The organism is Luteimonas sp. A478 (assembly GCF_054052025.1).
The window spans coordinates 21,827-46,515 of sequence record NZ_JBSVRF010000005.1; the positions used below are offsets into that span (position 1 = coordinate 21,827).

General features: G+C 66.5%; 20 protein-coding genes and 3 pseudogenes. 9 read left to right on the forward strand and 14 right to left on the reverse strand.

What is annotated here, in order from left to right:
* Positions 1-32: 32 nt before the first annotated feature.
* Positions 33-1,922 (reverse strand): M48 family metallopeptidase, encoded by a 1,890-nt coding sequence (locus tag ACW7G3_RS10675; protein WP_456982740.1) that lies wholly within the window; start codon positions 1,920-1,922, stop codon positions 33-35.
* A gap of 23 nt (positions 1,923-1,945) precedes the next feature.
* Complete coding sequence (locus ACW7G3_RS10680) at positions 1,946-2,548, reverse strand: LemA family protein (RefSeq protein ID WP_456973278.1); 603 nt, start codon at positions 2,546-2,548, stop codon at positions 1,946-1,948.
* A gap of 82 nt (positions 2,549-2,630) precedes the next feature.
* Here ACW7G3_RS10680 and ACW7G3_RS10685 point away from each other — a divergent pair, with 82 nt between their 5' ends.
* Positions 2,631-4,040, forward strand: a complete 1,410-nt coding sequence (locus ACW7G3_RS10685; RefSeq protein ID WP_456973276.1) for a serine hydrolase domain-containing protein — start codon at positions 2,631-2,633, stop codon at positions 4,038-4,040.
* A 121-nt stretch (positions 4,041-4,161) separates the two neighbouring features.
* On the opposite strand, the gene ACW7G3_RS10690 is transcribed toward ACW7G3_RS10685, so the two are convergent.
* Positions 4,162-4,899 carry a hypothetical protein gene (locus tag ACW7G3_RS10690; protein WP_456982741.1) on the reverse strand — a complete coding sequence of 246 codons (738 nt, stop codon included), beginning with the start codon at positions 4,897-4,899 and terminating at the stop codon, positions 4,162-4,164.
* A gap of 158 nt (positions 4,900-5,057) precedes the next feature.
* On the opposite strand from ACW7G3_RS10690, the gene ACW7G3_RS10695 reads away from it, so the two are divergent.
* Complete coding sequence (locus tag ACW7G3_RS10695) at positions 5,058-5,432, forward strand: hypothetical protein (RefSeq protein WP_456973272.1); 375 nt, start codon at positions 5,058-5,060, stop codon at positions 5,430-5,432.
* 179 nt (positions 5,433-5,611) lie between these two features.
* Here the strand turns inward: ACW7G3_RS10695 and gcvH are convergent, their stop codons facing one another.
* The 7 genes and pseudogenes from gcvH to hemP all read right to left on the reverse strand — a co-directional run.
* Entirely contained in the window at positions 5,612-5,998 is a 387-nt protein-coding gene (gene gcvH, locus ACW7G3_RS10700; protein ID WP_456973270.1) for a glycine cleavage system protein GcvH, read from the reverse strand.
* A gap of 88 nt (positions 5,999-6,086) precedes the next feature.
* Positions 6,087-7,193, reverse strand: a complete 1,107-nt coding sequence (gene gcvT, locus ACW7G3_RS10705; protein WP_456973267.1) for a glycine cleavage system aminomethyltransferase GcvT — start codon at positions 7,191-7,193, stop codon at positions 6,087-6,089.
* Positions 7,194-7,277: 84 nt separating this feature from the next.
* Complete coding sequence (locus tag ACW7G3_RS10710; protein WP_456973265.1) at positions 7,278-7,724, reverse strand: NfeD family protein; 447 nt, start codon at positions 7,722-7,724, stop codon at positions 7,278-7,280.
* A 2-nt stretch (positions 7,725-7,726) separates the two neighbouring features.
* Complete coding sequence (locus ACW7G3_RS10715) at positions 7,727-8,686, reverse strand: SPFH domain-containing protein (RefSeq protein ID WP_456982742.1); 960 nt, start codon at positions 8,684-8,686, stop codon at positions 7,727-7,729.
* 66 nt (positions 8,687-8,752) lie between these two features.
* A complete protein-coding gene (locus ACW7G3_RS10720) occupies positions 8,753-9,724 on the reverse strand; it encodes a DUF6607 family protein (RefSeq protein ID WP_456982743.1) in 972 nt (323 codons plus the stop codon).
* A 34-nt stretch (positions 9,725-9,758) separates the two neighbouring features.
* A complete protein-coding gene (locus tag ACW7G3_RS10725; RefSeq protein WP_456982744.1) occupies positions 9,759-11,990 on the reverse strand; it encodes a TonB-dependent hemoglobin/transferrin/lactoferrin family receptor in 2,232 nt (743 codons plus the stop codon).
* Positions 11,991-12,090: 100 nt separating this feature from the next.
* Positions 12,091-12,195: pseudogene (gene hemP / locus ACW7G3_RS10730) on the reverse strand (hemin uptake protein HemP); the annotation flags it as partial.
* A 231-nt stretch (positions 12,196-12,426) separates the two neighbouring features.
* Between hemP and ACW7G3_RS10735 the strand changes: the two are divergent.
* From ACW7G3_RS10735 to dusB, 5 genes and pseudogenes are all read left to right on the forward strand, one after another.
* Positions 12,427-13,551, forward strand: coding sequence for a GGDEF domain-containing protein (locus ACW7G3_RS10735; RefSeq protein ID WP_456982745.1), 1,125 nt, complete (start codon positions 12,427-12,429; stop codon positions 13,549-13,551).
* An 87-nt stretch (positions 13,552-13,638) separates the two neighbouring features.
* Positions 13,639-13,794, forward strand: a pseudogene (locus ACW7G3_RS10740) (Na+ dependent nucleoside transporter N-terminal domain-containing protein); the annotation flags it as partial.
* A gap of 168 nt (positions 13,795-13,962) precedes the next feature.
* Positions 13,963-15,138, forward strand: a pseudogene (locus ACW7G3_RS10745) (NupC/NupG family nucleoside CNT transporter); the annotation flags it as partial.
* A 13-nt stretch (positions 15,139-15,151) separates the two neighbouring features.
* On the forward strand, positions 15,152-16,132 hold the full coding sequence (locus tag ACW7G3_RS10750; protein ID WP_456982746.1) for a ribokinase: 981 nt from the start codon (positions 15,152-15,154) through the stop codon (positions 16,130-16,132).
* A gap of 55 nt (positions 16,133-16,187) precedes the next feature.
* Positions 16,188-17,186 carry a tRNA dihydrouridine synthase DusB gene (dusB, locus tag ACW7G3_RS10755; RefSeq protein WP_456982747.1) on the forward strand — a complete coding sequence of 333 codons (999 nt, stop codon included), beginning with the start codon at positions 16,188-16,190 and terminating at the stop codon, positions 17,184-17,186.
* On the opposite strand, the gene ACW7G3_RS10760 is transcribed toward dusB, so the two are convergent.
* Positions 17,132-18,235 (reverse strand): metal-dependent hydrolase, encoded by a 1,104-nt coding sequence (locus ACW7G3_RS10760; RefSeq protein WP_456982748.1) that lies wholly within the window; start codon positions 18,233-18,235, stop codon positions 17,132-17,134. The genes dusB and ACW7G3_RS10760 overlap by 55 nt on opposite strands.
* Positions 18,236-18,270: 35 nt before the next feature.
* Positions 18,271-19,053 (reverse strand): UPF0149 family protein, encoded by a 783-nt coding sequence (locus ACW7G3_RS10765; RefSeq protein ID WP_456973249.1) that lies wholly within the window; start codon positions 19,051-19,053, stop codon positions 18,271-18,273.
* Between the two features lie 130 nt (positions 19,054-19,183).
* Between ACW7G3_RS10765 and metK the strand changes: the two genes are divergently transcribed.
* The gene (metK, locus tag ACW7G3_RS10770) at positions 19,184-20,422 is read left to right on the forward strand and encodes a methionine adenosyltransferase (RefSeq protein ID WP_456973247.1); all 1,239 of its coding nucleotides are present in this window, start codon (positions 19,184-19,186) and stop codon (positions 20,420-20,422) included.
* Positions 20,423-20,691: 269 nt separating this feature from the next.
* Here the strand turns inward: metK and sucD are convergent, their stop codons facing one another.
* Positions 20,692-21,570 carry a succinate--CoA ligase subunit alpha gene (sucD, locus tag ACW7G3_RS10775; RefSeq protein WP_456973242.1) on the reverse strand — a complete coding sequence of 293 codons (879 nt, stop codon included), beginning with the start codon at positions 21,568-21,570 and terminating at the stop codon, positions 20,692-20,694.
* A gap of 25 nt (positions 21,571-21,595) precedes the next feature.
* The gene (gene sucC / locus ACW7G3_RS10780) at positions 21,596-22,762 is read right to left on the reverse strand and encodes an ADP-forming succinate--CoA ligase subunit beta (protein ID WP_456982749.1); all 1,167 of its coding nucleotides are present in this window, start codon (positions 22,760-22,762) and stop codon (positions 21,596-21,598) included.
* 203 nt (positions 22,763-22,965) lie between these two features.
* Between sucC and ACW7G3_RS10785 the strand changes: the two genes are divergently transcribed.
* Entirely contained in the window at positions 22,966-24,585 is a 1,620-nt protein-coding gene (locus ACW7G3_RS10785) for a sensor histidine kinase (protein ID WP_456982750.1), read from the forward strand.
* The last annotated feature ends 104 nt before the right edge of the window (positions 24,586-24,689 follow it).

Sequence of the window (24,689 nt, forward strand, 5' to 3'; positions counted from 1 at the left end):
ATGCCGCAAGGGCGGCCGGGCTCAAAGTACCGTCATTGCTGTTCGAGCATGGGCGGCAGCGGGCAGTGCAGTACGCCGCAGATCATGCGCAGCAGCTCGGCTTCGGCCACCGTGACCCGGCCGTCGTGCATGGCGGCGGCGGTGAGCGCCTCCACCATCAGCTGCTTGGCCAGTGGATCCAGCCGGTCCAGCGGACCCCACACCTCGTCCAGCGCCAGCACGCCGCGCACCGGGGGCTCGTAGGGCATGTGATCGCGCGGCAGCACCCGCTGCAGGCCGGCAAGGTAGGCGCGCCGGGCCTCGTCCGGATCGCGGTGGCCGGCCTGGGCCACCACCGCCAGCAGGATCGAGAACTCGCGCTTCACCGCCACAGGCTTGCGCCGGCCGAAGCGCGCATGCGCGGCGGGGTTGAGCGATTCACGCACCTGGGTTTCCAGCAGCTGCCCCAGGCAGTACTCGAACAGGGACACGTGGTTATCGGTGTGGACCACCGCGTGCACCGTATCTAGGAACGACTCCAGCTCCGGCCGCGGCCGCAGGCGCAGCACCGGGAAGGCCAGCGAAGCCAGCGGCAGCCGGTGCATCGGGTGCAGGGCCAACAATGGGCCGGCGCGCAGCGACTCGGCCGCGTCGGCCATGGGCGCGCCTAGCCGGGCCCCGATTTCATCGTGCTGATGGCCGCGCACCGTGGCGTCCTCATCGTCCAGCAGCAGGCCCAGCAGCAGCGCCATCACCGAATCACGGTGCCGGGCCAGCTCACGCAGCTCGGTGGGCATGGTCGAAACGATGGTGTCCGCCCGCCGGTAGTCGTCATCGCGCGGGTTGGCTACCTGGGCCGCGACCATCGGCGGGGTCACGTCGAGCTCGATACGTGCATCCGGCAGCAGCGATTCCCCGGTCGGGGCCAGGCCCATCTGCAGGTCTTCCTGCAGGCCGTTGGGCGGCGCGCTGAGCCACTGCTTCTGCAGCCGCTCCAGCTGCTCGGAACGGAACCCGGGCTCCAGCACCTGGATGCGCTGCAGGATCGGCGGATGGGTGGCGAACAGCCCGGACAGCCCCACGCCGTCGCCGAACAGCATGTGACTGACTTCCTCCACCTCGCCCCGCTGGGCGAACTGCGAACCTTCCTGCACGCCGGCAATCTTCTTCAGCGCGCCGGCGATGCCGCTGGTCTGGCGGGTGAACTGCACCGCCGAAGCGTCGGCCAGCACCTCGCGCGAGCGGCTCACCCCGGCCTTGATCATGCGCCCGAAGAAGATCCCGATGTAGCCGATCACGATGGCCGCCAGCGCCGCGACCAGGATCGCTGCGGCACCGCGCTCGCGCGAGCGACCGCCGTACAGCATGATCTTGCGGCCGATCAGGCCCAGCATGAGGATGCCGAACAACACGCCCATCAGACGGATATTCAGGCGCATGTCGCCGTTGAGGATATGGCTGTACTCGTGGGCGATCACGCCCTGCAGCTCATCGCGGTTGAGCTTGTCCAGCGCACCGCGGGTTACCGCCACCGCCGCGTCCGAAGGCGAGTAGCCGGCGGCGAAGGCGTTGATCGCCGCCTCGTTTTCCATCACGTAGATCTGTGGCACGGGTACGCCGGAGGCGATCGACATCTCCTCCACCACGTTGCGCAGCCGCCGCAGGTGCGGATCCAGCGTGTCCTCGGGTACCAGCACGCCGCCCATCTGGGTGGCCACCGCGCCACCGCCGCTGCCGAGCGAGGAGATCCGGTACAGCGATCCCAGCCCGATGATGCCGCCGGTGATGATCGCCGTGCCGGCCAGTACGCCCGGATCGGGCCCAACGACTATGGCAACGGCCACGCAGGCCGCCACCACCATTCCGACCACTGCCAGTGCGAACAGCACGATCAGCCGCGTGGTGTTGCGGCGTGCCTGGTTCTGGCGTTCGAAGAAGTTCATGGGTGAGCCACGACCCCGGCTCGTCAGAACTGCACCTTGGGCGCCTCACGCACCTCGGCGCGATCGGCCGGGATATCAAGCAACGCCGCCGCGGCGAAATTGAACATACCGGCGACCACACTGGAGGGAAACACTTCGCGCTTGTTGTTGTAGGCCATCACCGAATCGTTATAGGCCTGACGCGCAAACGCGACCCGGTTCTCGGTGCTGGTCAGCTCTTCGGTCAGCTGCATCATGTTCTGGTTGGCCTTCAGGTCCGGGTAGGCCTCGGCCACCATCATCAGCCGGCCAAGCACGCCGTTGAGCTGGCCCTGGGTGGCGGCCAGGGTAGCCATGGCTTCCGGATCGCCCGGGTTCGCCTTGGCTGCGGCCAGGCCCGACTGCGCCGCGGTGCGGGCGGCGGTCACCGCCTCCAGCGTCTCGCGCTCATGACCCATGTAGGCGCGCGCGGTTTCCACCAGGTTGGGGATCAGGTCAAACCGGCGCTGCAGCTGCACATCAATCTGGGCGAAGGCGTTCTTAAATGCGTTGCGGGCGGTCACCAGGCCGTTGTAGATGCCCACACCCCACAGGACAACCACTGCGATCGCGCCAAGTAATACCAGGATAATCAATGTGCTACCCATCAAAGCTCCCCTTATTCATGCAAATGGATTTTGACGCGCTTATGATCGTTCTGCAGGCAAGCATACGCAGGGGATAGACCCGATGAAAGTGAAGACACGCCGGAACCGCTGGTCCGCCCATTCGGCCTGGCAGCTGGGACTGATCGGCATGTTGATGCCGCTCGCGCTTGGCACCGCCGCGCAGACGCCGGTGGAGAGCGTCGCGCCATTTCCGGAAACCATGTCGGCCTTCCCGGCTCCGACCGATGGCCGGCCCGCGCAGATGCCGCCGCCTGAAGAGCGCCTGCCACTGGCGGAAGGTTTCGACGTACGCGAGTTCGAAGCCATGGCCGACGCCCTGGTCGAGGGCCAGCGCGTACCCGGTCTGGCGATGGCCATCGTCCACAACGGGCAAGTATTGAGCGCGCGCGGCTACGGCATTACCGATGTCAAGGCGGCCGAGCCTGTGGATTCACACACCGTATTCCGCCTGGCTTCGCTGTCCAAGTCCTTTGCCGGCACCATCGCCGGCATGCTGGTGTCCGAGGGCGCGATGCGCTGGGACAGCCGGGTGGTGGACTACCTGCCCGGCCTGCGCATGTCCAACCCCGGCGCGGCCGAGAAGATCACCGTGGCCGATGTGCTCAGCCACCGGGTCGGCCTCGGCCGGCATACCTATGATCGCGACATCGAACGCGGCGCCGAATACAACGCCCTGGTACAGAAGCTGTCGCAGGCTCCGATGACCTGCGAGCCCGGCGACTGCTATGGCTATCAGAACGTCGCCTTCAGCCTGGTGGGCGATGTGGTGTTTGCCACCTCGGGCCAGTTCTTCAGCGAAGCGGTTTCGCGCCGGCTGTTCAAGCCGCTCGGCATGCACGATGCCAGCTATGGCCTGGACGGGATCCAGAACAGTCCGCGCTGGGCCAAGCCTCACGTGCGTGCAGGCCGCGGCTGGACCTCACTCACGCCCAAACCCACCTATTACCGGGTGGCTCCGGCGGCGGGTGTCAACGCCAGCATTTCAGACATGGCCCAGTGGCTGATCGCCCACATGGGCTACCGGCCCGACGTACTCCCGGCCCCGCTGCTGTCCACCCTGCATGCGCCCATCGTTGGCACCCCGGGTGAAATGCGCGGGCGCAGCGGTTCCTGGCGCCAGCAGCGGCTCAACGCCGCCGGCTACGGCCTGGGCTGGCGGATCTACGATTACTCCGGCCATCGCATGGTGTTCCACGGCGGTGCGGTGCAGGGTTACCGCGGGGCGATGGCGATCCTGCCGGAGCGCGACATCGGGGTGGTGATCCTGTGGAACAGCGGCAGCTCGCTGCCCTCGGGCCTGATGCCAACCATCCTGGATCGCGCCATCGGCCTGTCCAACCAGCGCTGGCTGGCGATCGACTACGACTACGATCCCGACGCTGACGCCGATACGGATACCCGCTACGGCAGCGAAGATCCGCAGTCGGGTGGCGGCGCTTCCGCCACGGTCTCACACGCCGAGCCTTACTGATCATCCGGCTGTTCACCGGCTTCGTCTGGTGATGCTGCCCATCCCGCACCCATAAAAAAGCTCCCTCTCCGCCTGGGTATGCGGAGAGGGAGCTTGAGCGCGTCCCGCCCGACCGCAGCCCTTACATCAAGGGCTTGGGCGCGTCCTGGATTACGCGCGGCGGCGAAACCGCCTTCTTGGCAGCGCGGGCCGGTCCGGCTTTCTTCACTGCCTTTTTAGCGACTTTCTTCGCAACCTTTGTCGTCGCCTTCTTGGCCGCGGCCTTCTTGGCAACCTTGCTCACGGCTTTGCTGGCCGCCTTCTTCGCCGCCTTCTTGGCTACCTTTTTCGTCGCAGCCTTCCTGGCGACTTTTTTGGTGGCCTTCTTGGCAGCTGCCTTCTTGGCGACCTTCCTGGTTGCAGCCTTCTTCGCGACCTTCTTCGCGACCTTCTTGGCTACCTTCTTCGTCGCTTTCTTTGCGACCTTTTTTGCGACCTTCTTTGCCGCTGCCTTCTTGGCGACCTTCTTTGCCGCTGCCTTCTTGGCGACCTTCTTCACGACCTTCTTTGCAGCAACCTTTTTGGCGACCTTCTTCGTTGCTTTCTTGGCCGCGACCTTCTTGGCTGCGACCTTCTTGGTTGCCACCTTCCTGGCTACTTTCTTCGCCGCTTTCTTGGCAGTGCTCTTCTTGGCGACAGCCTTCTTGGCGACAGCCTTCTTGGCTACGGCCTTCTTGGCCACTTTTTTGGCTGCAGTCTTCTTCGCCACCTTCCTGGCAACCTTGCTGGCCGCCTTCTTGGCGACCGCACTCTTCGCCGTTACTTTCTTGGCCGCCTTTTTGGTGGCGGCGCGCTTCTTTGCAGCTTTCTTCGTGGCCATGTGATGGCTCTCCTCGTCGTTGAACTTCGCCTTGCTACCTGCGGCCCAGTTGCTGGGTGCCTTGGAACTGACTGCCGACAATCCGGCATGCGGATGCAGAATGAAAAACACCCGCAGCGCAATACGCCACGGGTGTGATGCAGATCAGGAAATGGTCCTTGAGGGAGACGAAGCCCGCTCCCACCGATTTGAAGCTGATGGCGGAAGGTCTGACTGTCCCGGCTCCGTTCGCGTTGATGCCTGTCACTCGTCTGTTGCAGCCATTGCCTGCTTGGGCGAAACCTAATCACGGCCATTTCGACTGTCAACACCTGCAAGCATCAACGATGATGAAAGGCAGGCGGCAAAGGAGTGCACAAGGCCTCAGCAAGGGATGCATGCTGCTCATTCCACTTGAGCACGGCACCTGCAGCATCAACGACGTCACATCACAAAAGCCTTGTTTACAAGGTGTTTTTGAAGACACCCGCCTTCGCCATCGCCAACCCTGGTCGCTGCCTGCCCAGGCCATGGACGCGTGTGTGCATCGGTGACATGGGCACGCATTGGCGGTTGCCATGCGGTCACGTTCAACGGCCGGTTCCTGCATTGCACAAGCCGGTTTGCGCCGCAATTGCGCGAACCCCGAAGACGCGAATGCCGGCACTTGGCCGGCATTCGCAGGAACTTTGGCTGGCTGCCTTGGCAGCTGCCTGATATGGAAGACTGCTGCTCAGTCGTCCAGCTGAGCAGTGTAGGCATCCGGATCAAGCATCTCTTTGATCGGGTCCAGGCTGTCCGCCTGGACCACGAAGATCCAGCCATTGCCAAAGGCGTCCTCGTTGATGGTCTCGGGCTTGTCGGAGAGGTCTTCGTTGACCGCCACGATGGTGCCGGACACCGGCGTGTAGATGTCGGAGGCGGCCTTGACCGACTCCACAACGGCTACGGCGCCGCCGGCCTCGACGGTGTCACCAACTTCGGGCAGGTCGACGTACACCAGATCACCCAGCGACTCCTGCGCGTGCTCTGAAATGCCAACCGTGACCTTGCCGCCTTCTTCGACGCGTGCCCACTCGTGGGACTTGAGGAATTTCAGATCGCCTGGGATCTCGCTCATGGTTGGCTCCGGATCGGTTTGTGTGTGGGAAAAGGAACGGGTCTAGTGTAGCCCCGAGCCGCCCTGCCGGGCAGCGGGGCCGTGCGCATTACTGCTCGATGCCGGGCTGGACTTTGCCTTCCCGGACGAATGGAAAACGGACGGTGCGCACCGGGACTTCACGTCCGCGCAGGTCGACGTGCACCTGGCCCGGCTCGCCGGCGGGCACGCGCGCGAACGCAATGGCCTTGCCGATGGTGGGAGAGAACGTCCCGGACAGGATCAGTCCCTCGCCCGCTTCGGTCAGCACGCGCTGTCCGTGGCGCAGTACGCCGCGATCGTCCATCACCAAGCCGATCAGCTGCTGCGGCACGCCCTGCGACTGCTGCTCCTCGAGCGCCTTGCGGCCGATGAAGTCACGCCCTTCATCCAGCGAGACGGTCCAGCCGAGCCCGGCCACGTACGGGGTCACTTCCTCGTCCATGTCCTGGCCGTAGAGGTTCATGCCAGCTTCCAGGCGCAGCGTGTCGCGGGCAGCCAGGCCGGCCGGCTTCACCCCGGCTTCCACCAGTGCGCTCCAGAACGCCACTGCGTCGTCCTCGGGCAGCATCACTTCAAAGCCGTCCTCGCCGGTGTAACCGGTGCGGGCGATGAACAACCGCGCACCGCTGAGCGCGGTGGCCTCAAGCGCCGCGAAACGGCCGAGCCCGGTGATGGCCTCACGGTCGGCCTCGGCCAGCAGGCCGATAACGGCATCACGTGCCTGCGGACCCTGCACGGCGATCACCGCCAGCTCGGTACGCTCGCGCACCTCCACGTCCAGGCCCTGCACCTGCTTGCCGATCCAGGCCAGGTCCTTGTCGCGGGTGCTGGCGTTGGCCACCATCCGGTAGCGGTTGTCGTCCAGCAGGTACACGATCACGTCGTCGATCACCCCGCCCTGCTCGTTGAGCATGCAGGTGTACAGCGCGCGGCCCGACTTCTTCAGCTTGTTGATCGAGTTGGCAAACAGGCGTTCCAGGAATTCGCGCGCCTGCGGCCCGAACAGGTCGATCACCGCCATGTGGCTGACATCGAACATGCCGGCCGCGCGGCGCACCTGGTGGTGCTCCTCGATCTGCGAGCCGTAGTTGAGCGGCATGTCCCAACCGCCGAAGTCGACCATTTTCGCGCCGAGGGCGCGGTGGGTTTGGTTGAGGACGGTCTTGCGGAGCATGGCGCACCTGTTGTTGTGTGGGCGGAGCCCGGCATTATCCCAGATACGCCGCCGCCGGGCGGCCCTGGCCCCCATCGGGGGCCTTTACCCGGCCGCGTGTTCCGCCGGCTCCACCTGCAGGCCCACTCCATCGGTGCCCACTACGCGCACGGCCACGCCCGCGGGCAGATCCGGGCCTTCCACCACCCAGAATGCATCGCCGATCTTGACCCTGCCGCGGCCGGCCACGATGCCCGTCTCCAGCGCTACCACCCGGCCCACGTGCTGGGCGGCACGCCGGTTGAGCGTGGGCCGATCGCTCTCGCGCGCCCGGTGCCGGAACCACTTCCGGTAGATCTGGATCGAAACGAAGCTCAGCACCACGAAGGCAGCCACCTGGGCCAGCAGGGGAATGCCTGGCACCACCAGCACCGCTACGAATACCGCAGCGGCGGCGAACCCCATCCACAGCATGAAGGCGCCCGGCGCCAGGGCCTCGGCGGCAAACAGCAGCAGGGCCACCGCGCCCCAGACCATCACCTCCCAGCGCACGGTCAGCCTTCCCGCCGCGTGGCAACCCGCGCCTGGGTCGCGTCCTGCTGCTTGCCCAGCGCCTCGCGCGCAATCTCGGCGATACCGGCGATCGAGCCGATGATTCCGGAGGCCTCCATCGGCATCAGCACGAATTTCTGGTTGGGCGCAGTGGCCAGCTTCTCGAAAGCTTCCACGTATTTCTGGGCAATGAAATAGTTGATCGCCTGTACATCGCCCTGGGCGATCGCGTCGGAAACCAGCTGCGTCGCCCTGGCTTCCGCTTCCGCCAGCCGCTCGCGCGCCTCGGCTTCGCGGAACGAGGATTCCTTCTGGCCTTCAGCCTCCAGGATCGCGGCCTGCTTCTCACCCTCGGCGCGCAGGATTTCGGACTGGCGGTGGCCTTCGGCCTCCAGGATCACCGCGCGGCGCTCGCGCTCGGCCTTCATCTGCCTGGCCATCGAATCCACAAGGTCGCGCGGCGGCTGGATGTCCCGGATTTCGATGCGGGTGACCTTGATGCCCCAGGGGTTGGTGGCGTGGTCCACCACGTCCAGCAGCTGGGCGTTGATCTTTTCGCGGTTGGAGAGCGACTCGTCCAGATCCATTGAGCCGATCACCGTACGGATGTTGGTCTGCACCAGGGCGATCGTGGCTATTTCCAGGTTGGCCACCTCGTAGGCGGCCTTGGCTGCGTCCAGCACCTGGAAAAATACCACCCCGTCCACCCGCACCACCGCGTTGTCCTTGGTGATCACGTCCTGGCTGGGAACGTCCAGCACCTGCTCCATCATGTTGATCTTGCGGCCGACTCCGTACACGACCGGGATCAGGAAGTGCAGCCCCGGGTCCATGGTGTGGGTGTATTTGCCGAAGCGCTCGACGGTCCACTCATAGCCCTGCGGCACCATGCGCACGGTCTTGAACAGCACAATGACGCCGGCCACCAACAGCACGACCGCCAAGAATCCGGTTGCCCCCATCGATTCTTCTCCCCTTGTTTCCGCCCCGCTGGCGGTCGTCGGAGTATAGGGCGAGTCGACGGCCCGTCACCGCGCAGCCGACTGATCGCCGGCGGGCGCGCTGGCCGGCTCCACCCATTCGGAGAACTCGGCGTCGATCTGGCCGTCGTCGATCCGCTCGCCTGCAACGACGCGCTCGGCCTGCTCGAACAGCGGGATGATCATCTCCATGCCGTCCACCCCGGTCTTCATCCGCAATCCCGGCGGCTGCGACAGCAGCGCGTCCCAGCGCGCGCGCACCCGGGCCCAGTAGCCGCTGGTGGCGTCCCAGTATTCGCGTGCCGGACTGAAATCGACCTCCTCCGTCGAGCGGTAATCATTGAATCCCACCTCGCGCGCCAGCGTGCGCGTGCTGCCGTCGGCCGCGCGCACCACCTTGGTGTTGTCCTGCTCATGGGTCCAGCCGCCGGGCACGATGGTGTGGCGGTTCTCGACGTTGAGCGCGTTGTAGTCATCGCGTTTGGTGTACTCGCGCCGCGGCAGCGGACGCCAGGTCCGGTCCGAGGTCCAGGTGGATACGCCGTAGCGGTGGTTCCAGCGCCCGGTGCCGCAGTAGCGCGGCGCGTCGTTGACCTCGTACACGCACTGGGTCCAGGCGCCATCGGTGGCCTCCGCCGGGATGTCCCGGACTTCCCAGGTCTGGTCAGCGGTGAACTCGAAGCGTTGCGGCGCCTCGTAGATCCAGTCCTGGCGCCAATGCTTGGTGACGTGGCCGCTGCGCGGATCAACCAGCAGGTGCTGCAGCATTACTTTCCCTGGCGTGTCTTCGATCACATACACCACTTCGCTGCCGCCGCTGCGCTGCGGCTCCATGCGTTCGTAGCCGTCGGCCAGCAGCACCGTTTCGTCAAAGGCGAAGCTCACCTTGTATTCGCCCTGCATGGCGACGATCGCTTCGTGGTCGCGCACCGGATCAGGCGGCAGGGGTTCGGAGGCAACGGCCATGCCGCAGAAAAGCAGCGGCAGCAGCGCCAGTTTGAACATGGATTCGGGTCTCATTGAAAAATTCCTCGTGGGGTTGGATGGCATGAGGTCAAAGCTCCACCGATACGCTGACCGCAAAACTGCGGCCCGGTGAGGTGAAGCGATCGAGTACGCCGCTGGTCGCCAGGGCCAGCGGCAGGTCTCCGGTCGACCAGTACCTGCGGTCGGCCAGGTTGCGCACACCGGCGTCCACGCGCAGGCCGGGGGCGAAATTCCAATGGGCGTAGAGGTCGAGCACGGCGTGGCCCGGGGTTCGGTACAGCTGTGGGTCGGAGACGCGGTCCTTGCGGGCCACCATCCGCGCTGCCAGTTCCGCACCCCACGGCTCGCGCTCATACCCGACACCGACGGAGGCGGTGGCGGGATCTATCGAATCCAGCGGCACGCCGGCGGTGCGGTCCTCGCCGCGCGACCAGGCCGCCGCACCGCGCAGGGTCCAGCCCTGCCACGCCGGCGACAGCGCACCGAAGTCCACGCCGGCCTTGATTTCCACGCCGCGTATCCGCGCCTCGGATACATTCTGCGACTGGAACACCATCAGGCCCTCGTCGTTGAAGCCGACGAAGCGGAACGATTCGATGAAGTCCTCATAGCGGTTGTGATAGCCGGTCAATCCGGCGTAGACGGCCTGGCCCGCATAGCGGACACCGGCCTCGAAACCATCGCTGGTCTCCGGCCTCAGGTCCGGGTTGGCGATCGCGGTGTAGCCGAACATGACGTTGGTGAAGCCGATATTGACGTCGCTGTAGGGCGGCGCCCGAAAGCCCCCCGCATAGCTGGCAAAGAGCGACCAGCCAGCCGCCGGCTTCCATACGGCGCCCAGCTTGGGTGACACCTGGGTACGCGTCAGACCGCTGACCTGCACCCCGGGGTTGTCACCGGCAAAGATCGCGTCGACTTCCGGGCGCAGTTCGTAGTGGTCAACCCGCAGCCCGGGCACCAGGCGGAATCCACCGGCGCCGAAGATGATTTCATCCTGGGCGTACAGCGCGTACGTGGTCGTGGTGCTGGGCGGGAAGTCACGCACCGGAAACACGTCCGGCAACATGGCGTTGCTGGTGCTCCCGGTGGCGAGGTTGGTCACCAGGCCGTCGCGTTTCTGCCGGGTGTGGGTACGCGACACTTCGATGCCCCAGGCCAGCTCGTGACTCGAGCCGACGCCTGCAACCGATTTCCTGAAATTGGCCTGCAGCCCGTACGCCCGCTGGTCGAAATTGAAGCTGCGATCCCGCCGTTCCGACACCCCGCCGGCCGTGATCCGCTCCTCCACGGTGTCCTGGGTGGTTTCGCTGTCCTGGCGGTAGATCTGCCAATCCAGCGCGTCGGCGAACGCCGCACCGGGCAGGTCCACCTCGTGTGCCAGGGCGACCCGGGCGCGGGTCTGGTGGTCATTGGCACGAACGGCAACGTTGTCCGCGCCGGTGAGGCCCTGCACTCCCTGCATGCTGAGCATGTTGGTGTCGGCAGCGTCTTCATTGCCTTCCACGGTGAGCCGGAAACGCTGGCCTGCACCCGGCTCGAACACCAGCTTGCCAAGCACGCTGCGCCCATCGCGATGCTGCGGATTGGGCGCGGTGCGGGCAGGGCCACTGCTCTCGTCCTCGCCCATGTTGTCCGTCTCCCGACCCTGGCGGTGGCCCATCACCAACAGTCCGGACCAGCGCTCTCCTCCCAGTGCGGCGGTGGCGCCGGCAGAGAAGCCATCCCAGTCGCTCTCCGCCCCGAGCCTGAAACCAAGGTGTGCATCCCTGCCTGGCTGCAGGTAATCAGCTGGGTCCCGGGTCACGAATGCCACCACCCCGCCCAGCGCATCCGAGCCGTACAGCGAACTGCCCGGCCCACGCACCACTTCGACCCGCTTGAGCGTGTCCATGTCGACGAAGTTGCGGTTGGCGTTGGAAAAACTGCCGATCTCGAACGCGTCTGGCACCGGCACGCCGTCGGTGAGGATCCGGACCCGGTTTCCTCCCAGGCCGCGGATGCGGATGTCACCGATGCCGAAGCGGCCGTATGAACCGGTCACCGTCACCCCGGGTTCGTAGCGGAACAGATCCCTCAGGTCGCGCACCATCTGCGCGTCCATGCGTTCGCGATCGATCACGTCAACGGTATTGGGCACGTCGGCGATTGCGCGCGCGGTGCGGGTAGCGGTTACCACCACCCGGTGGAAATCGGTGGCCACGGCGGCCGCGGCCGCGTCGGCCCCGCCTTCGGGCTCAACGGCGGCGGCAGACGCGGACAGGACCGCGCAAAAGGCAAGGAACAGACGACTCGGACGCATTGCAGGCTCGCATGGATCAATCGCGGGCGGCAGCTGGCGTCCGGGGAAACCGGAGGGCGGGCGGGCCTTGGAATCGGGGCACCGGAGCGGTGCCCCGCGGTTACTTGGTCAGGATCAACTTGTCGTTACGGGTATGGCGCAAGCGGTAGCACTCGCCGCCATGGCGGATGAGCACTTCGCGCTGGCCCTGCAGCAGACGGGCGCTGTCGAGCTCGGACGCGCCCGGGGCGGCGTGGGAGGGGCTGCGCGCGTCGGCTCCGGTGGAGCCGGAACCCGGGTTTTCGTCACATGAGGGGACGGAAAGCATCGGACAGTTCCAGTGGGCTGGGGCAAGTGATGGTAATGATTCTCATTTGCCTGTCAACCCGTGTGCTGACGCCGAATCTTGTCGCGCTATGCTCCGCGGGGGAAAGGGAGCTGCATCGGCATGCGCGATATGGCCAAAGCGCCATCCAGGATCATCAGCGAGCTGCTGGCACGACCGGACCAGCTCGCGCTGGAAATGGGCGCCGACGGGGAACTGCTGGTGGCCCGGGTGCGGGCGATCGGCTGTGCGATTGCGCTGCTGCTGCCTGCGCTGCTGCTGCTTGGCGGCGGCACCGTGCACGAAGCGATGATCGGCTTGGCCGCGGCCGTAGTGGCCAACATTTTTGCCCAGGTGTGGCTGGCCCTGGCCCGCAACGCGCGCCGGCACCGCTGGCTGCCCCTGGCCAGCAGCATCTGGGATGTCACCGCCACCAGCTGCGTCCTGGCCGCCCTCGCGTTCCGCGATCCGGTGGCTGGCACGGGCAGTCTGGTGGTGTGGTGCTTCTATGTCATTGCGATCCTGCTCACCGCGCTGCGCCATGACGGCCGCCTGACGCTGTACATCGGCGCCCTGGCCACGGTGCAGTACGCGCTGCTGGCCGGGCTGATCTTTGCCGTGACCCCGGCCGAGCTGCTGGTGTCGGTGGACTACGGCACCGCATCCATCGGCGGTCAGATGCAGCGGGTGGTCCTGCTGCTGCTGGTGACCGTGGTCATCGCCACCATCGTCTACCGCATGCAGCGGCTGGTGGAGATGTCCGGCCGTGACGGGCTGACCGGACTGCCCAACCGCGCGTGGCTGTTGCAGAGCATGCCGCGGATCTTCGAATCGGCCCGCGGCAGCGGCGCTTCGCTTAGCCTGGCCCTGCTGGACCTGGACAGCTTCCGCCGCATCAACGACGAAGCCGGGCACCAGAGCGGCGACCGCGCGATCCGCCAGGTCGCCGCCCAGCTTGAGCAGATGCTGGAGGAAAACGAGCACCTGGCCCGGATCGGAGGCCAGGAGTTCGTGCTGCTGCTCGCCTCGCCGATCGGCAGCGCATGGGAGCGGCTGGACCGCATGCGGCTTCAGCTCAATGAACGTCCATTCCTGTCTGGACGCGGCACGGATCCGCATTGGCTCTCGTTCAGCGCGGGGCTGGCGGCCTGGCCCCAGGACGGGGCCTCCACCTCGGCCCTGCTGCGTTCGGCGGATCGGCGACTGCAGCAGGCCAAGCTGGCCGGACGCAACCGGGTACTGGCCCGCGACGGCTGAATTCCAGTCTTTCCGGCAATGGTCGATATTGCCGTGCTGCCCTCCCTCGCCTAACCTGCCCGATTGACTGCGTGCCCAGGGGCAACGATGGAAGGTTTGATGCGGGTCGGCTTCGGCCTGGTGGGGCTGGCTGTGCTGGTGGGAATCACCTGGCTGTTCTCCGACAACAAGCGCCGGGTGTCGTGGTCGCTGGTGGGCACCGGGCTGGTGCTGCAGATCGTGTTCGCCACCCTGGTGCTGCTGGGCGACAGGTTCCTCGGCTGGCTCGGTTCGGTCAGCCCCGCGCTGTTGCTGTGGCTGCCGCGGCTGGCGGTTGCGGCCTGGGTCATCACCGCGGCGCTGATCCTGGCAGCATCCATCACCCGCCGTACCGGTGGTGCGCCCGACAGCGTGGTCCGCATCGGCCGGACCGCGCTGCCGGTGGCAGCGGTCGCCACGGTCCTGTCTGCGCCCTACTTCGGCGCGGTGATCGGGGCGATTTCCCGCGGTTTCGTCGGCTTGTTGGCTTTCACCGGCGAGGGCGCGAGCTTTATTTTCGGCGATTTCACCGACACCTCGCGCTTCGGCTTCATCTTCGCCTTCCAGGTGCTGCCGACCATCATCTTCTTTGCCAGCCTGATGAGCGTGCTCTACCACGTCGGGGTCATGCAGAAAATCGTGGAGGCCATGTCCTGGGGCATGACCAGGCTGATGCGGGTGTCGGGTGCGGAAACCCTGGCGGTCAGTGCCAATACATTCGTCGGCCAGACCGAAGCGCCGCTGGTGATCCGCCCCTACGTGCCGCAGATGACCCAGTCCGAGCTGCTCACCGTGATGGTGTCGGGCATGGCCACCATTGCCGGCGGGGTGCTGGGCGCCTTCGTGATCCTGCTCGGCGGTGACGATCCGGTGCAGCAGGCCTATTTCGCCCGTCACCTGATCACCGCCAGCGTGATGGCGGCGCCGGCCACCATCGTGATCGCCAAGATCCTCAAGCCCGAGACCGAAACTCCGCTGACCATGGGCTCGGTACGAATCGAGGTGGAGCACACGACTGCCAACGTGATCGACGCCGCTGCCACCGGCGCCGCCGAGGGCCTGAAGCTCGCCTTGAACGTGGGCGCAATGCTGCTGGCCTTCATTGCCCTGATTGCCCTGCTCAACGCGCCGCTGGTGTGGCTGGGACAGGCCACCGGCCTTGAACAGGTGATGGGCCGACCGACCGACCTGTCCGCCCTGCTGGGCGTCCTCCTCTCGCCGCTGGCCTGGATCATCGGCGTGCCGTGGCACGAGGCCTCGACGGTTGGCGGACTGATCGGCACGAAAGTGGTGCTCAACGAATTCGTCGCCTATGTGCAGCTGAGCGAGATCCTGCGCGGCAACGTGGATGGCGTGAGCCTGGGACCGCAGGGAACCCTGATCGCCACCTACGCGCTGTGCGGCTTTGCCAACTTCAGCTCGATCGCGATCCAGATCGGAGGCATCGGCGGCATCGCACCGACCCGCCGCGCCGAACTGGCCAAGTTGGGACTGCGCGCGGTACTCGGCGGTTCCATCGTGACCATGATGACCGCCACCATTGCCGGCGTTCTGACCAACCTGGCCTGAGCCTGGGGATTGCATGAGCAGCGCCCGCGTCACCGTCGTCGGTTCCTTCAACGTCGATCACGTCTGGCATGCGCCGCGCCTGCCGCGGCCGGGCGAGACCCTGGCGGGTGAATACACCACCGGGCCAGGCGGCAAGGGCTTCAACCAGGCCGTGGCAGCGCGGCGTGCGGGCGCTGCCACCAGCTTCATCTGCGCCCTGGGCGACGATGCCGGCGGGACCATGGCCAGGGACCTGGCGGCGACCGACGGGATCGACCTGCACGTGCTGCAGGCCGACGCGCCCACCGGTACGGCCGGGATCTATACCGATGTCGCGGGTCGCAACTCGATCGTGATGGGCCCCGGCGCCAACGCCGCGCTGGATGTTTCGTTCGTGCGCGCACAGGATGCGATCCTGCGCTCCGCGCGCGTGGTACTTGCCCAGCTCGAATCCCCCCCCGCGTCGATCCTTGCGGCCCTGCTGGGCGTCCGTGCAGGCGGCGGCTTGGCGATGCTCAACCCCGCGCCCGCCAACGCCCCGGTGAGCGCAGAGCTGTTGGCCGCCTCCGACCTCATCACCCCCAACGAAACCGAGTTCTCCGCGTTGCTGCAGGCGCACGGCCATGGCGCTGTCGAGCCGGACAGCATCGCCGGGCTGCAGCCCGCGGCTCTACATGCCCTGTGCCGGGCCCTGCTGCCGCACGGCAGCGTGGTGGTGACCCTGGGCGAGATGGGCGCCTTCGTTTCACACCCGCCGGGCCGCCTGCACGGCGACGTGGACAGCCACTACCTGGTGCCGGCCCAGCGCGTCGCCACCGTGGACACCACCGGTGCCGGCGACGCCTTCAACGGGTCGCTGGCCGCGGGGCTGGCCAGCAGCGACGGGCAGCCTTTCGCCGTCCACGTGCGCTTTGCCGCGTGCTTCGCCGCCCTGTCCACCGAGCGTGCCGGAGCCGCCGCTGCCATGCCTGCGGCCGAGCAGGTACGACAGCGCTTCCCCACGCACGCCGCCTGACCGGACCCTCTCCAACCTGGCCACGGCCCGCGGCCGGATCGGCGACAATTCCACCATGCAGATCGGAAGCCACCGCATTGCACCCCGGCTGATCCTCGCCCCGATGGCGGGGGTCACCGACAAGCCGTTCCGGCAGCTGTGCAAGCAGCTGGGGGCCGGGTTGGCGGTGTCGGAAATGACCACCAGCGATCCGCGCCTCTGGCATACGGAAAAATCCCTGCGGCGCATGGACCACGCCGGCGAGCCGGATCCGGTGAGCGTGCAGATCGCCGGCACCCAGCCCCAGGTGATGGCCGAGGCAGCGCGGCACAACGCCGGTCAGGGCGCGCAGATCATCGATATCAACATGGGCTGTCCGGCCAAGAAGGTGTGCAGCGCCTGGGCCGGATCGGCGCTGATGCGCGATGAGGCGCTGGTGGCCGGCATTCTGGAGGCCGTGGTGGGCGCGGTTGATGTGCCGGTGACGCTGAAGATCCGCACCGGCTGGGACACGGAACATCGCAACGCGCCGCAGATTGCGCGAATCGCGCAGGACAGTGGCATTGCCGCGCTGGCAGTGCACGGGCGCACCCGCGACCAGCACTACAAAGGCGAGGCCGAATACGACACCATCGCTGCGATCAGGCAGGACCTTTCAATCCCGGTGATCGCCAACGGCGACATCGACTCGCCGGAGAAAGCGGCGCTGGTACTTCGGAGCACCGGCACCGACGCGCTGATGATCGGCCGCGCGGCCCAGGGCCGCCCGTGGATCTTCCGCGAGATCGCCCACTACCTGGCCACCGGAGAGCGCCTGCCCGAGCCATCGCTGCAGGAAGTGCGCGACGTGCTGATCGGGCATCTGCAGGCCCTGCACGCCTTCTACGGAGAACATTCCGGGGTCCGGATCGCCCGCAAGCACCTGGGCTGGTATGCCAAGGACCGTCCGGAGAACCGCGCCTTCCGCGCAGTGGTCAACCAGGCTGAAACCGCGGAGGCTCAGATCCGCCTGACCCGCGACTATTTCGACGCGCTGGCCGCCGGGGTCGCTCCGGGGTTGTCAGCGGTTGCCTGAGCTTCCCGCGGCGCCTCCCCGTCCCGCGCCATCACGGGATCCGACCGAGCCGGATCATTCCAGATCCGCTCCCAGAGTCCGGAGAGGCCTCCCTGCGGCAGCTGCATGGGCAGCTGTTCGGGGTGGATCGCACGCCAGTTTCCGCCATCCCGTTCGGCAACGACGAAGGTGAAGCTGTAGTCCGGCTCGGCTCCCATGCGCAGGTCGCTCAATAGCAGCCGGTCATCTTCGATCCGCGCCTTCATGAAGCCATGGTTGAACCACGCCAGCCGCTGCACGGCCGGCAGCCCGGCAGCGGTCGCCAGCTCGCGGTTGTCGGAAGGGTAATGGTGGAACCTGATCGGGCCGCTGTCAGCCACCAGCGAGCGCTCGCCTTCAACGAAACCGTCCGGGGTCAGTGCAACCACCCGCCACAGCAACGTATTGAGTGGCATCGGCACGGAGAACCGGGGCGCGTCCTGCAGGCCGATCGCCGCCAGTGAGCGCTCGGCTTCGCGCTCCACCAGGCTCTTGGCCAGCAGCGACCAGCCCAGGTAGACCGTACTCAGGGCCAGGCCCAACACCAGCGCCCGCTGCCCCAGCGCGCGCGGTCCGACGTACAGGGCCACCACGGCGCCGAGCAGCAGCCAGAGCGTGTAAGCGGGATCGATGATGAACAGCGTCGACCACATCACCGGGCGTGCCGGCAGCGGCCACCACAGCTGGGTGCCGTAGACGGTGAAGGCATCCAACAGTGGATGGGTTACCAGCGCCAGCTGGATGGCCCAGAACCAGCGCTGCGGCGCCTGTGCAACGCGACCGCCGCGACGCCGGAAGAACCACCAGATCGCCCAGGCCACGAACGGCAGCACCAGCAGCGAATGGCTGGCGCCGCGATGCAATGTCATCAGCGCGACCGGGTTGTCGGTCAACAGCAGCAGCGGCAGTGAATCCAGATCGGGCAGCGTGCCGAGCACCGCGCCTGCGGTCATCGCCACCCTGCGGTGCGCCGCCGGCACCACCGCGGCGGCAACCGATGCGCCAAGCAATATCTGGGTCAGGGAATCCATGCCCTAATTGTAGGACGGCACCCGCCGGGGCCGGCTCAATGCACGCTGGCGCCGCAGCACTTCTTCCACTTCTGTCCGCTGCCGCAGGGGCAGGGATCGTTGCGGCCGGGCTGCGCCTTGCCCTGCACTGGCACCTGTGCTTCCTGCAATTGCGCAAGATGGAGGTCCTGCAGCAGGGCGGGGACGGAAGAAAGCAGGTCCCAGCGCTCATCGAAGTCGAAACGGTCTTCCCAATCCAGGCCCAGCTCGCCGGCCTGGACCGGATCGATCAGGGTCAGGCGGGCCAGGTCTTCAAGATCGCGGGCCAGATCCTCATCGTCCGCGGCCCACGCCGACCAGCCTTCCGCGCGCAGGGCAACGCCCTGGAGGAAACCGGACGCCCACAGCGCACCGAGCGGAAAATCCTGCGGCACCGAGGCCAGCGGGTCATCGTCAGGCCCCAGTTCGCCATGTTCCGGCGCGGGAAGCCCGAGGAAGGGCAGCAGCTCGAAATCCCGCTGCATCGCCTCTTCCGACTCGTCGTCCTCATCGGCAAGCGGCTGCGCTACCCGCCACTTCACATGGCTCCACAGCTGGGCCAGCAGCGCATGTGCCTGCTGCAGGGCTTCGGCGCCCAGGCGCGCATCGCCCATCGCCAGCGGCAGGTAGTCTCCCGGCCCCGCGGCCGGAGCGGGGCCGACCATGAGCGCGGAGAACAAGCCGTCCAGCGCCTCCAGCGGCATGCCGCCATGGTCCATGGCCCAGCTTTCGGCAAGCGTTTCCAGCGCCGCCAGGTCTTCCTCTTCGATCGGTACGCAACCGTCTTCCATCTGTGCCATCGTTGTTTTTGCCTGATCAGTTGAGCCGCAGTTTAACGCCGCCGTCCAATCAGCAGGCAATCATGCAAAGCAGGGACGCGAAGAGTATCATTCGCGGCCATCTTTCCATCCGAATACAGGGATACAGCCGATGTCGAGCTACCTCTTCACCTCTGAGTCGGTATCTGAAGGCCACCCGGACAAGGTCGCCGACCAGATTTCCGACGCCGTTCTGGACGCCATGCTGGCCCAGGACAAGGGCGCCCGCGTGGCCTGCGAGACCCTGATCAAGACCGGCGTGGCAATCGTCGCCGGCGAGGTCACGACCTCGGCCTGGGTGGACCTGGAGGCGCTGGTGCGCAAGGTCATCACCGATATCGGCTATGACAGCTCCGACGTCGGCTTCGATGGCGACACCTGCGGCGTACTCAACCTGATCGGCAAGCAGTCCCAGCACATCGCCCAGGGCGTGGACCGCAAGGACCCGGAAATGCAGGGCGCCGGCGACCAGGGCCTGATGTTCGGCTATGCCTGCAACGAGGCGCCCGAGTACATGCCCGCGCCGATCTACTACAGCCACCGGCTGGTCGAACAGCAGGCCAAGGTGCGCAAGAAGCGCAATTCGCCGCTGCCGTGGCTGCGCCCGGACGCCAAGAGCCAGGTGACCCTGCGCTACGACGGCAACGAGATCGTGGGTCTGGATGCGGTGGTGCTCTCCACCCAGCACGCCCCGGGCGTGAAGCAGAAGGACCTGGTGGAGGCCGTGCGCGAGCACATCCTCAAGCCGGTGCTGCCCAAAGCGTGGCTGGATGCGCTGCCGAAGAAGGCGCTGCACATCAACCCGACCGGCAAGTTCGAGATCGGCGGGCCGGTGGGCGACGCCGGCCTGACCGGACGCAAGATCATCGTCGACACCTACGGCGGCATGGCCCGCCACGGTGGCGGCGCGTTCTCGGGCAAGGACCCGTCCAAGGTTGACCGTTCGGCTGCCTACGCCGCCCGCTACGTGGCCAAGAACGTGGTCGCCGCCGGCCTGGCCGACAGGTGCGAGGTGCAGGTGAGCTATGCCATCGGCGTGGCCGAGCCCACCTCCATCTCGGTCACCACCTTTGGCACCGGCAGGATCCCGGATGAGCAGATCGAAAAGCTGATCCGCGCCCACTTCGACCTGCGTCCCTACGGCATCATCAAGATGCTCGACCTGATCCACCCGATCTACCAGCCCACCGCCGCCTACGGCCACTTCGGCCGCAAGCCGTACCAGCACACCTATCGCTGGGAAGAGACGGTGAACGGCAAGGTGGAAAAGCATTCCTCGACCGCGACCGCCTTCTCCTGGGAGAAGACCGACCGCGCCGAGGAGCTGCGCAAGGCCGCGAAGCTGAAATAACCGGATCGGGCCGCCCGGCGGTTACGTCCGTTCGGCCCCTCGTCCGGTTGATTCCGCCGTCCATAGGAGCGCGCCATGCGCGCGAAGCCGCGTGAATCCGGACCGTGCGGTGTGGCGTCGGTCACGATCCGGTGACCGATGCCACGTTGTGATGCCATGTGTCACGCGGCTTCGCGGGCGTGGCCCGCTCCTACAACAACGCGGATTCATGCATGAAAAAAGGCCGCCCAGTGGGCGGCCTTCCTGTATCTGCACAGCTGGCTGGAAGATCAGCCGTTGAGCAGCTTGGCGATCGCCGGGCCGAGGTCGCCAGGCGACTTGACCGTGGTCACGCCGGCCTTTTCCAGCGCGGCGAACTTGCCTTCGGCCGTGCCCGAACCGCCCGATGCGATCGCACCGGCGTGGCCCATGCGCTTGCCCGGAGGGGCGCTGGCGCCGGCGATGAAGCCGACCACCGGCTTGGTCACGTGCTCGGCGATGTACTCGGCCGCTTCTTCCTCGGCACTGCCGCCGATCTCGCCGACCATGATGATGCCTTCGGTCTGCTCGTCGTCCTGGAACAGCTTCAGGCAGTCGATGAAGCTCAGGCCGTGGATCGGGTCGCCGCCGATGCCGATCACCGTCGACTGGCCCAGGCCCGCGTCGGTGGTCTGCTTCACGGCTTCATAGGTCAGCGTGCCCGAACGCGACACGATGGCCACCTTGCCGGCCTGGTGGATGTGGCCCGGCATGATGCCGATCTTGCACTCGCCCGGAGTGATGATGCCGGGGCAGTTCGGCCCCACCAGCACGGTGTCCGGGTAGGTCAGGTTCAGGGTCTGCTTGACCCGCAGCATGTCCAGCACCGGGATGCCTTCGGTGATGCACACGATCACCTGGATGCCGGCTTCAGCGGCCTCCAGGATGGCGTCGGCCGCGAACGGCGGCGGCACGTAGATCACCGAAGCGTTGGCGCCGGTTTCCTCGACCGCATCGATCACGGTGTTGAACACGGGCAGGCCCAGGTGCTCGCTGCCGCCCTTGCCCGGGGTCACGCCGCCGACAACCTTGGTGCCGTACTCGAGCATCTGCTCAGCGTGGAAGGTGCCCTGCTGGCCGGTAAAGCCCTGCACGATCACCTTGGTGTTTTTATTGACGAGAACGCTCATTGCGATTGGATCCTTGGAAGTGGGGTCAGGCAGCCTTGGCTGCGGCGACGGCCTTGCGGGCACCGTCGTTGATGTCGTCGGCCGGGGTGATCGCCAGGCCGGAGTTCTTCAACATCTCCTTGCCCGCGTCCACGTTGGTCCCCTCCAGGCGCACGATCACCGGCACCTTGACGTCCACTTCCTTGACCGCGGCAATGATGCCCTCGGCGATCATGTCGCAGCGCACGATGCCGCCGAAGATGTTGACGAAGATCGCCTTCACATCGTCGGACGACAGGATCAGCTTGAACGCCTCGGTCACCCGCTCCTTGGTGGCGCCGCCGCCGACATCGAGGAAGTTGGCCGGCGAGCCGCCCTCCAGCTGGATCACGTCCATGGTGGCCATGGCCAGGCCTGCGCCGTTGACCATGCAGCCGATGTTGCCGTCCATGGTCACGTAGTTCAGGTCGTGCTGGCTGGCGGCGACCTCGGTCTCGTCTTCCTGGCGGATGTCGCGCATGGCCACCAGGTCCGGGTGGCGGTAGGCGGCGTTGTCGTCAGAGTCGACCTTGCCGTCGAGCACCGCCAGGCTGCCGTCGGTGAGGATGGCCAGCGGGTTCAGTTCAACCAGCGCCAGGTCCTTCTCGTTGAACAGCTTGTACAGCCCCATCATGATCTTCGACAGCTGGCCGACCTGCTTGGCGTTCAGGCCGAGCGCGAAGCCCAGGTCGCGGCATTGGTACGGCTGCAAACCCTGGATGTAGTTGACGTTGAGGGTCTGGATCTTCTCCGGCGTCTCGGCGGCCACCTGCTCGATGTCCATGCCGCCTTCGCTGGAAGCGATGAAGGTGATCGACTGGGTCGAACGGTCCACCAGCACCGACAGGTACAGCTCCTTGGCGATATCGGTGCCTTCGGAGATCAGCACCGAATCGATCGGCAGCTCGACGCCGGCGGTCTGGTAGGTCGCCATCTTCGTGCCGAGCATCGCCTTGGCGTATTCGCGCACTTCATCGTGGGTCTTGGCCAGCTTCACGCCGCCTGCCTTGCCGCGGCCACCCGCGTGGATCTGCGCCTTGACCACCCACAGATTGCCGGGGATAGCCTTGGCGGCCTCGACGGCCTCTTCGGGAGAGCGCGCGATGCGCCCCGCGGGAACTGCGATGCCGTAATCGGCAAACAGTTGTTTTGCCTGGTATTCGTGGAAATTCATGTGGGATCCATGCGTGGGAGGGGTCAAATGCGCCCCGGAGGTCCGCACGGACCCGGGGCGCCGCACCGCGCATGCCGCGCGCGGCCGGTCCACATATTCTCGCCGATGCGGCTGGCGCGGGCAAAACACCCCTCGCCGGGGCGTCGCCGGAGCCCTCACCGGCGAGCCTATACTCGGCCCCTGGATCCTGACGGCCGCATCACTTGCCCTCGATTTTCGCTCCACCCGCCTATACCCAGCGCGTCCTGCGGCGCGAGCTGTACCTGTTCGCGCTCTACCGCCTGCTTGAAGCCAGCCTGCTCGCCCTGATGGTATTTGGGCCTTGGGAGTTTTTGAGCGGCGAGCCGCGCAATATCGCGCTGGCCACCGCCGCGTGCCTGGCCTACCTGCCGGCCGCGATGCTGCTGTTCTTCTGGTCGCGCCGCACCGACACGCGGATGTCGGAAGTAGCGCTGGTGGGGGTATGCACCGACATCATCGTTGCCGCGCTGGTCACCCATGCCATTCCCCAGGCAGGACCGGGCGTGGCCCTGATGCTGGTGTTCAACCTGGGCGCGGCGGCGCTGTTCCTGCGCCTGCAGGCTGGACTGGCCATGGCCGCCTTCGCCGCGGCGGCGCTGGTGGTGGAGTTCGTGTGGAGCAGGCTGGATGGCAGCGCAGGCGATCGCCCGCTGGCCGAGCTGCTGATGTTCACCTTCAGCTTCTTTGCCATGGTGACGCTGACTTTCCTGCTGGGACAGCGCCTGCGCACCAGCCAGGACCTGGCGGACCGGCGCGGCGCCGAGGCCGAGAACCTGGCCGGGATCAACGAGCTGATCATCCGCCGCATGCGCACCGGGGTGCTGATGGTCGACGCCACCCGGCGCGTGCGCCTGGCCAATGAAGCGGCGACGCAGCTGTATGGCGAAACCGAACAGGGCCTGGAGGGGCGCGCGCTGTCGGATCTGTCGCCCGAGCTGACCGACCGGCTCAAGGAATGGCTGCGCACGGGCGCGCTGGACGACACCCCGATGGGTTACGGCAGCGAGCGGCTGGAAGTGCAGCCGCGCTTCACCCGCCTGCTCAACGACAGTGACACCGTCCTTGTGTTCCTCGACGACGCCTCGCTGGTCTCGCGCCGGGCGGAATCGCTGACCCTGTCTGCAATGGGCCGCTTTTCCGCCAGCCTGGCCCATGAAATCCGCAACCCGCTGGCGGCGATCAACTACGCAGTCCAGCTGCTGGAGGAATCCACCAGCCTGCCGGACACCGACCGTCGCCTGCTCGAGATCATCCACCAGCAGTGCCAACGTACCAACGGCATTGTGGAAAGCGTACTGGGTCTGGCGCGGCGCGAGCGGGCCATGGGCGAGCAGCTGGAGCTGGTGGCCTTCTCACGCCGCTTCGTCGACGAATTCTCCCGCACCATGACACCGGAAAACGGCGTCCTGCAGGTCAACGACCGCCAGAAGCCGCTGATCGGAGTGTTCGATCCCGGCCACCTGCAGCAGATCCTCACCATCCTGGTGCAGAACGCGATCAACTACGGCCGCCTGCCGGGCGAAGCCGCCCGGGTCACCATCGCGGTGAGTGAACTGGACGGACGGCCGGTGATCGAAGTGCTGGACCGTGGGCCCGGCGTGCCGGACGCGATCGCCGCGCAGCTGGGGCGTCCGTTCTTCACCACCTCCGAACACGGCACCGGCCTTGGCCTCTATATCGCCCGTGAGCTGAGCCGCTCCAACGGCGCCAGCCTGGATTACGTATCGGTGCCGGGCGGCGGTGCCTGCTTCCGCATCGTCCTCGCCGGACGCAATCCGCTGCTGGCCACGCAGCTGCCCTGACAGGGGCATAAAAGCGCTGAAAAAGGGCACCTCCCGCCCCATATCGTTACTTTGGTCCTGCCCCAAGGCACAATGGATGCCGAATCCGCACTGCCAGGCCCGTC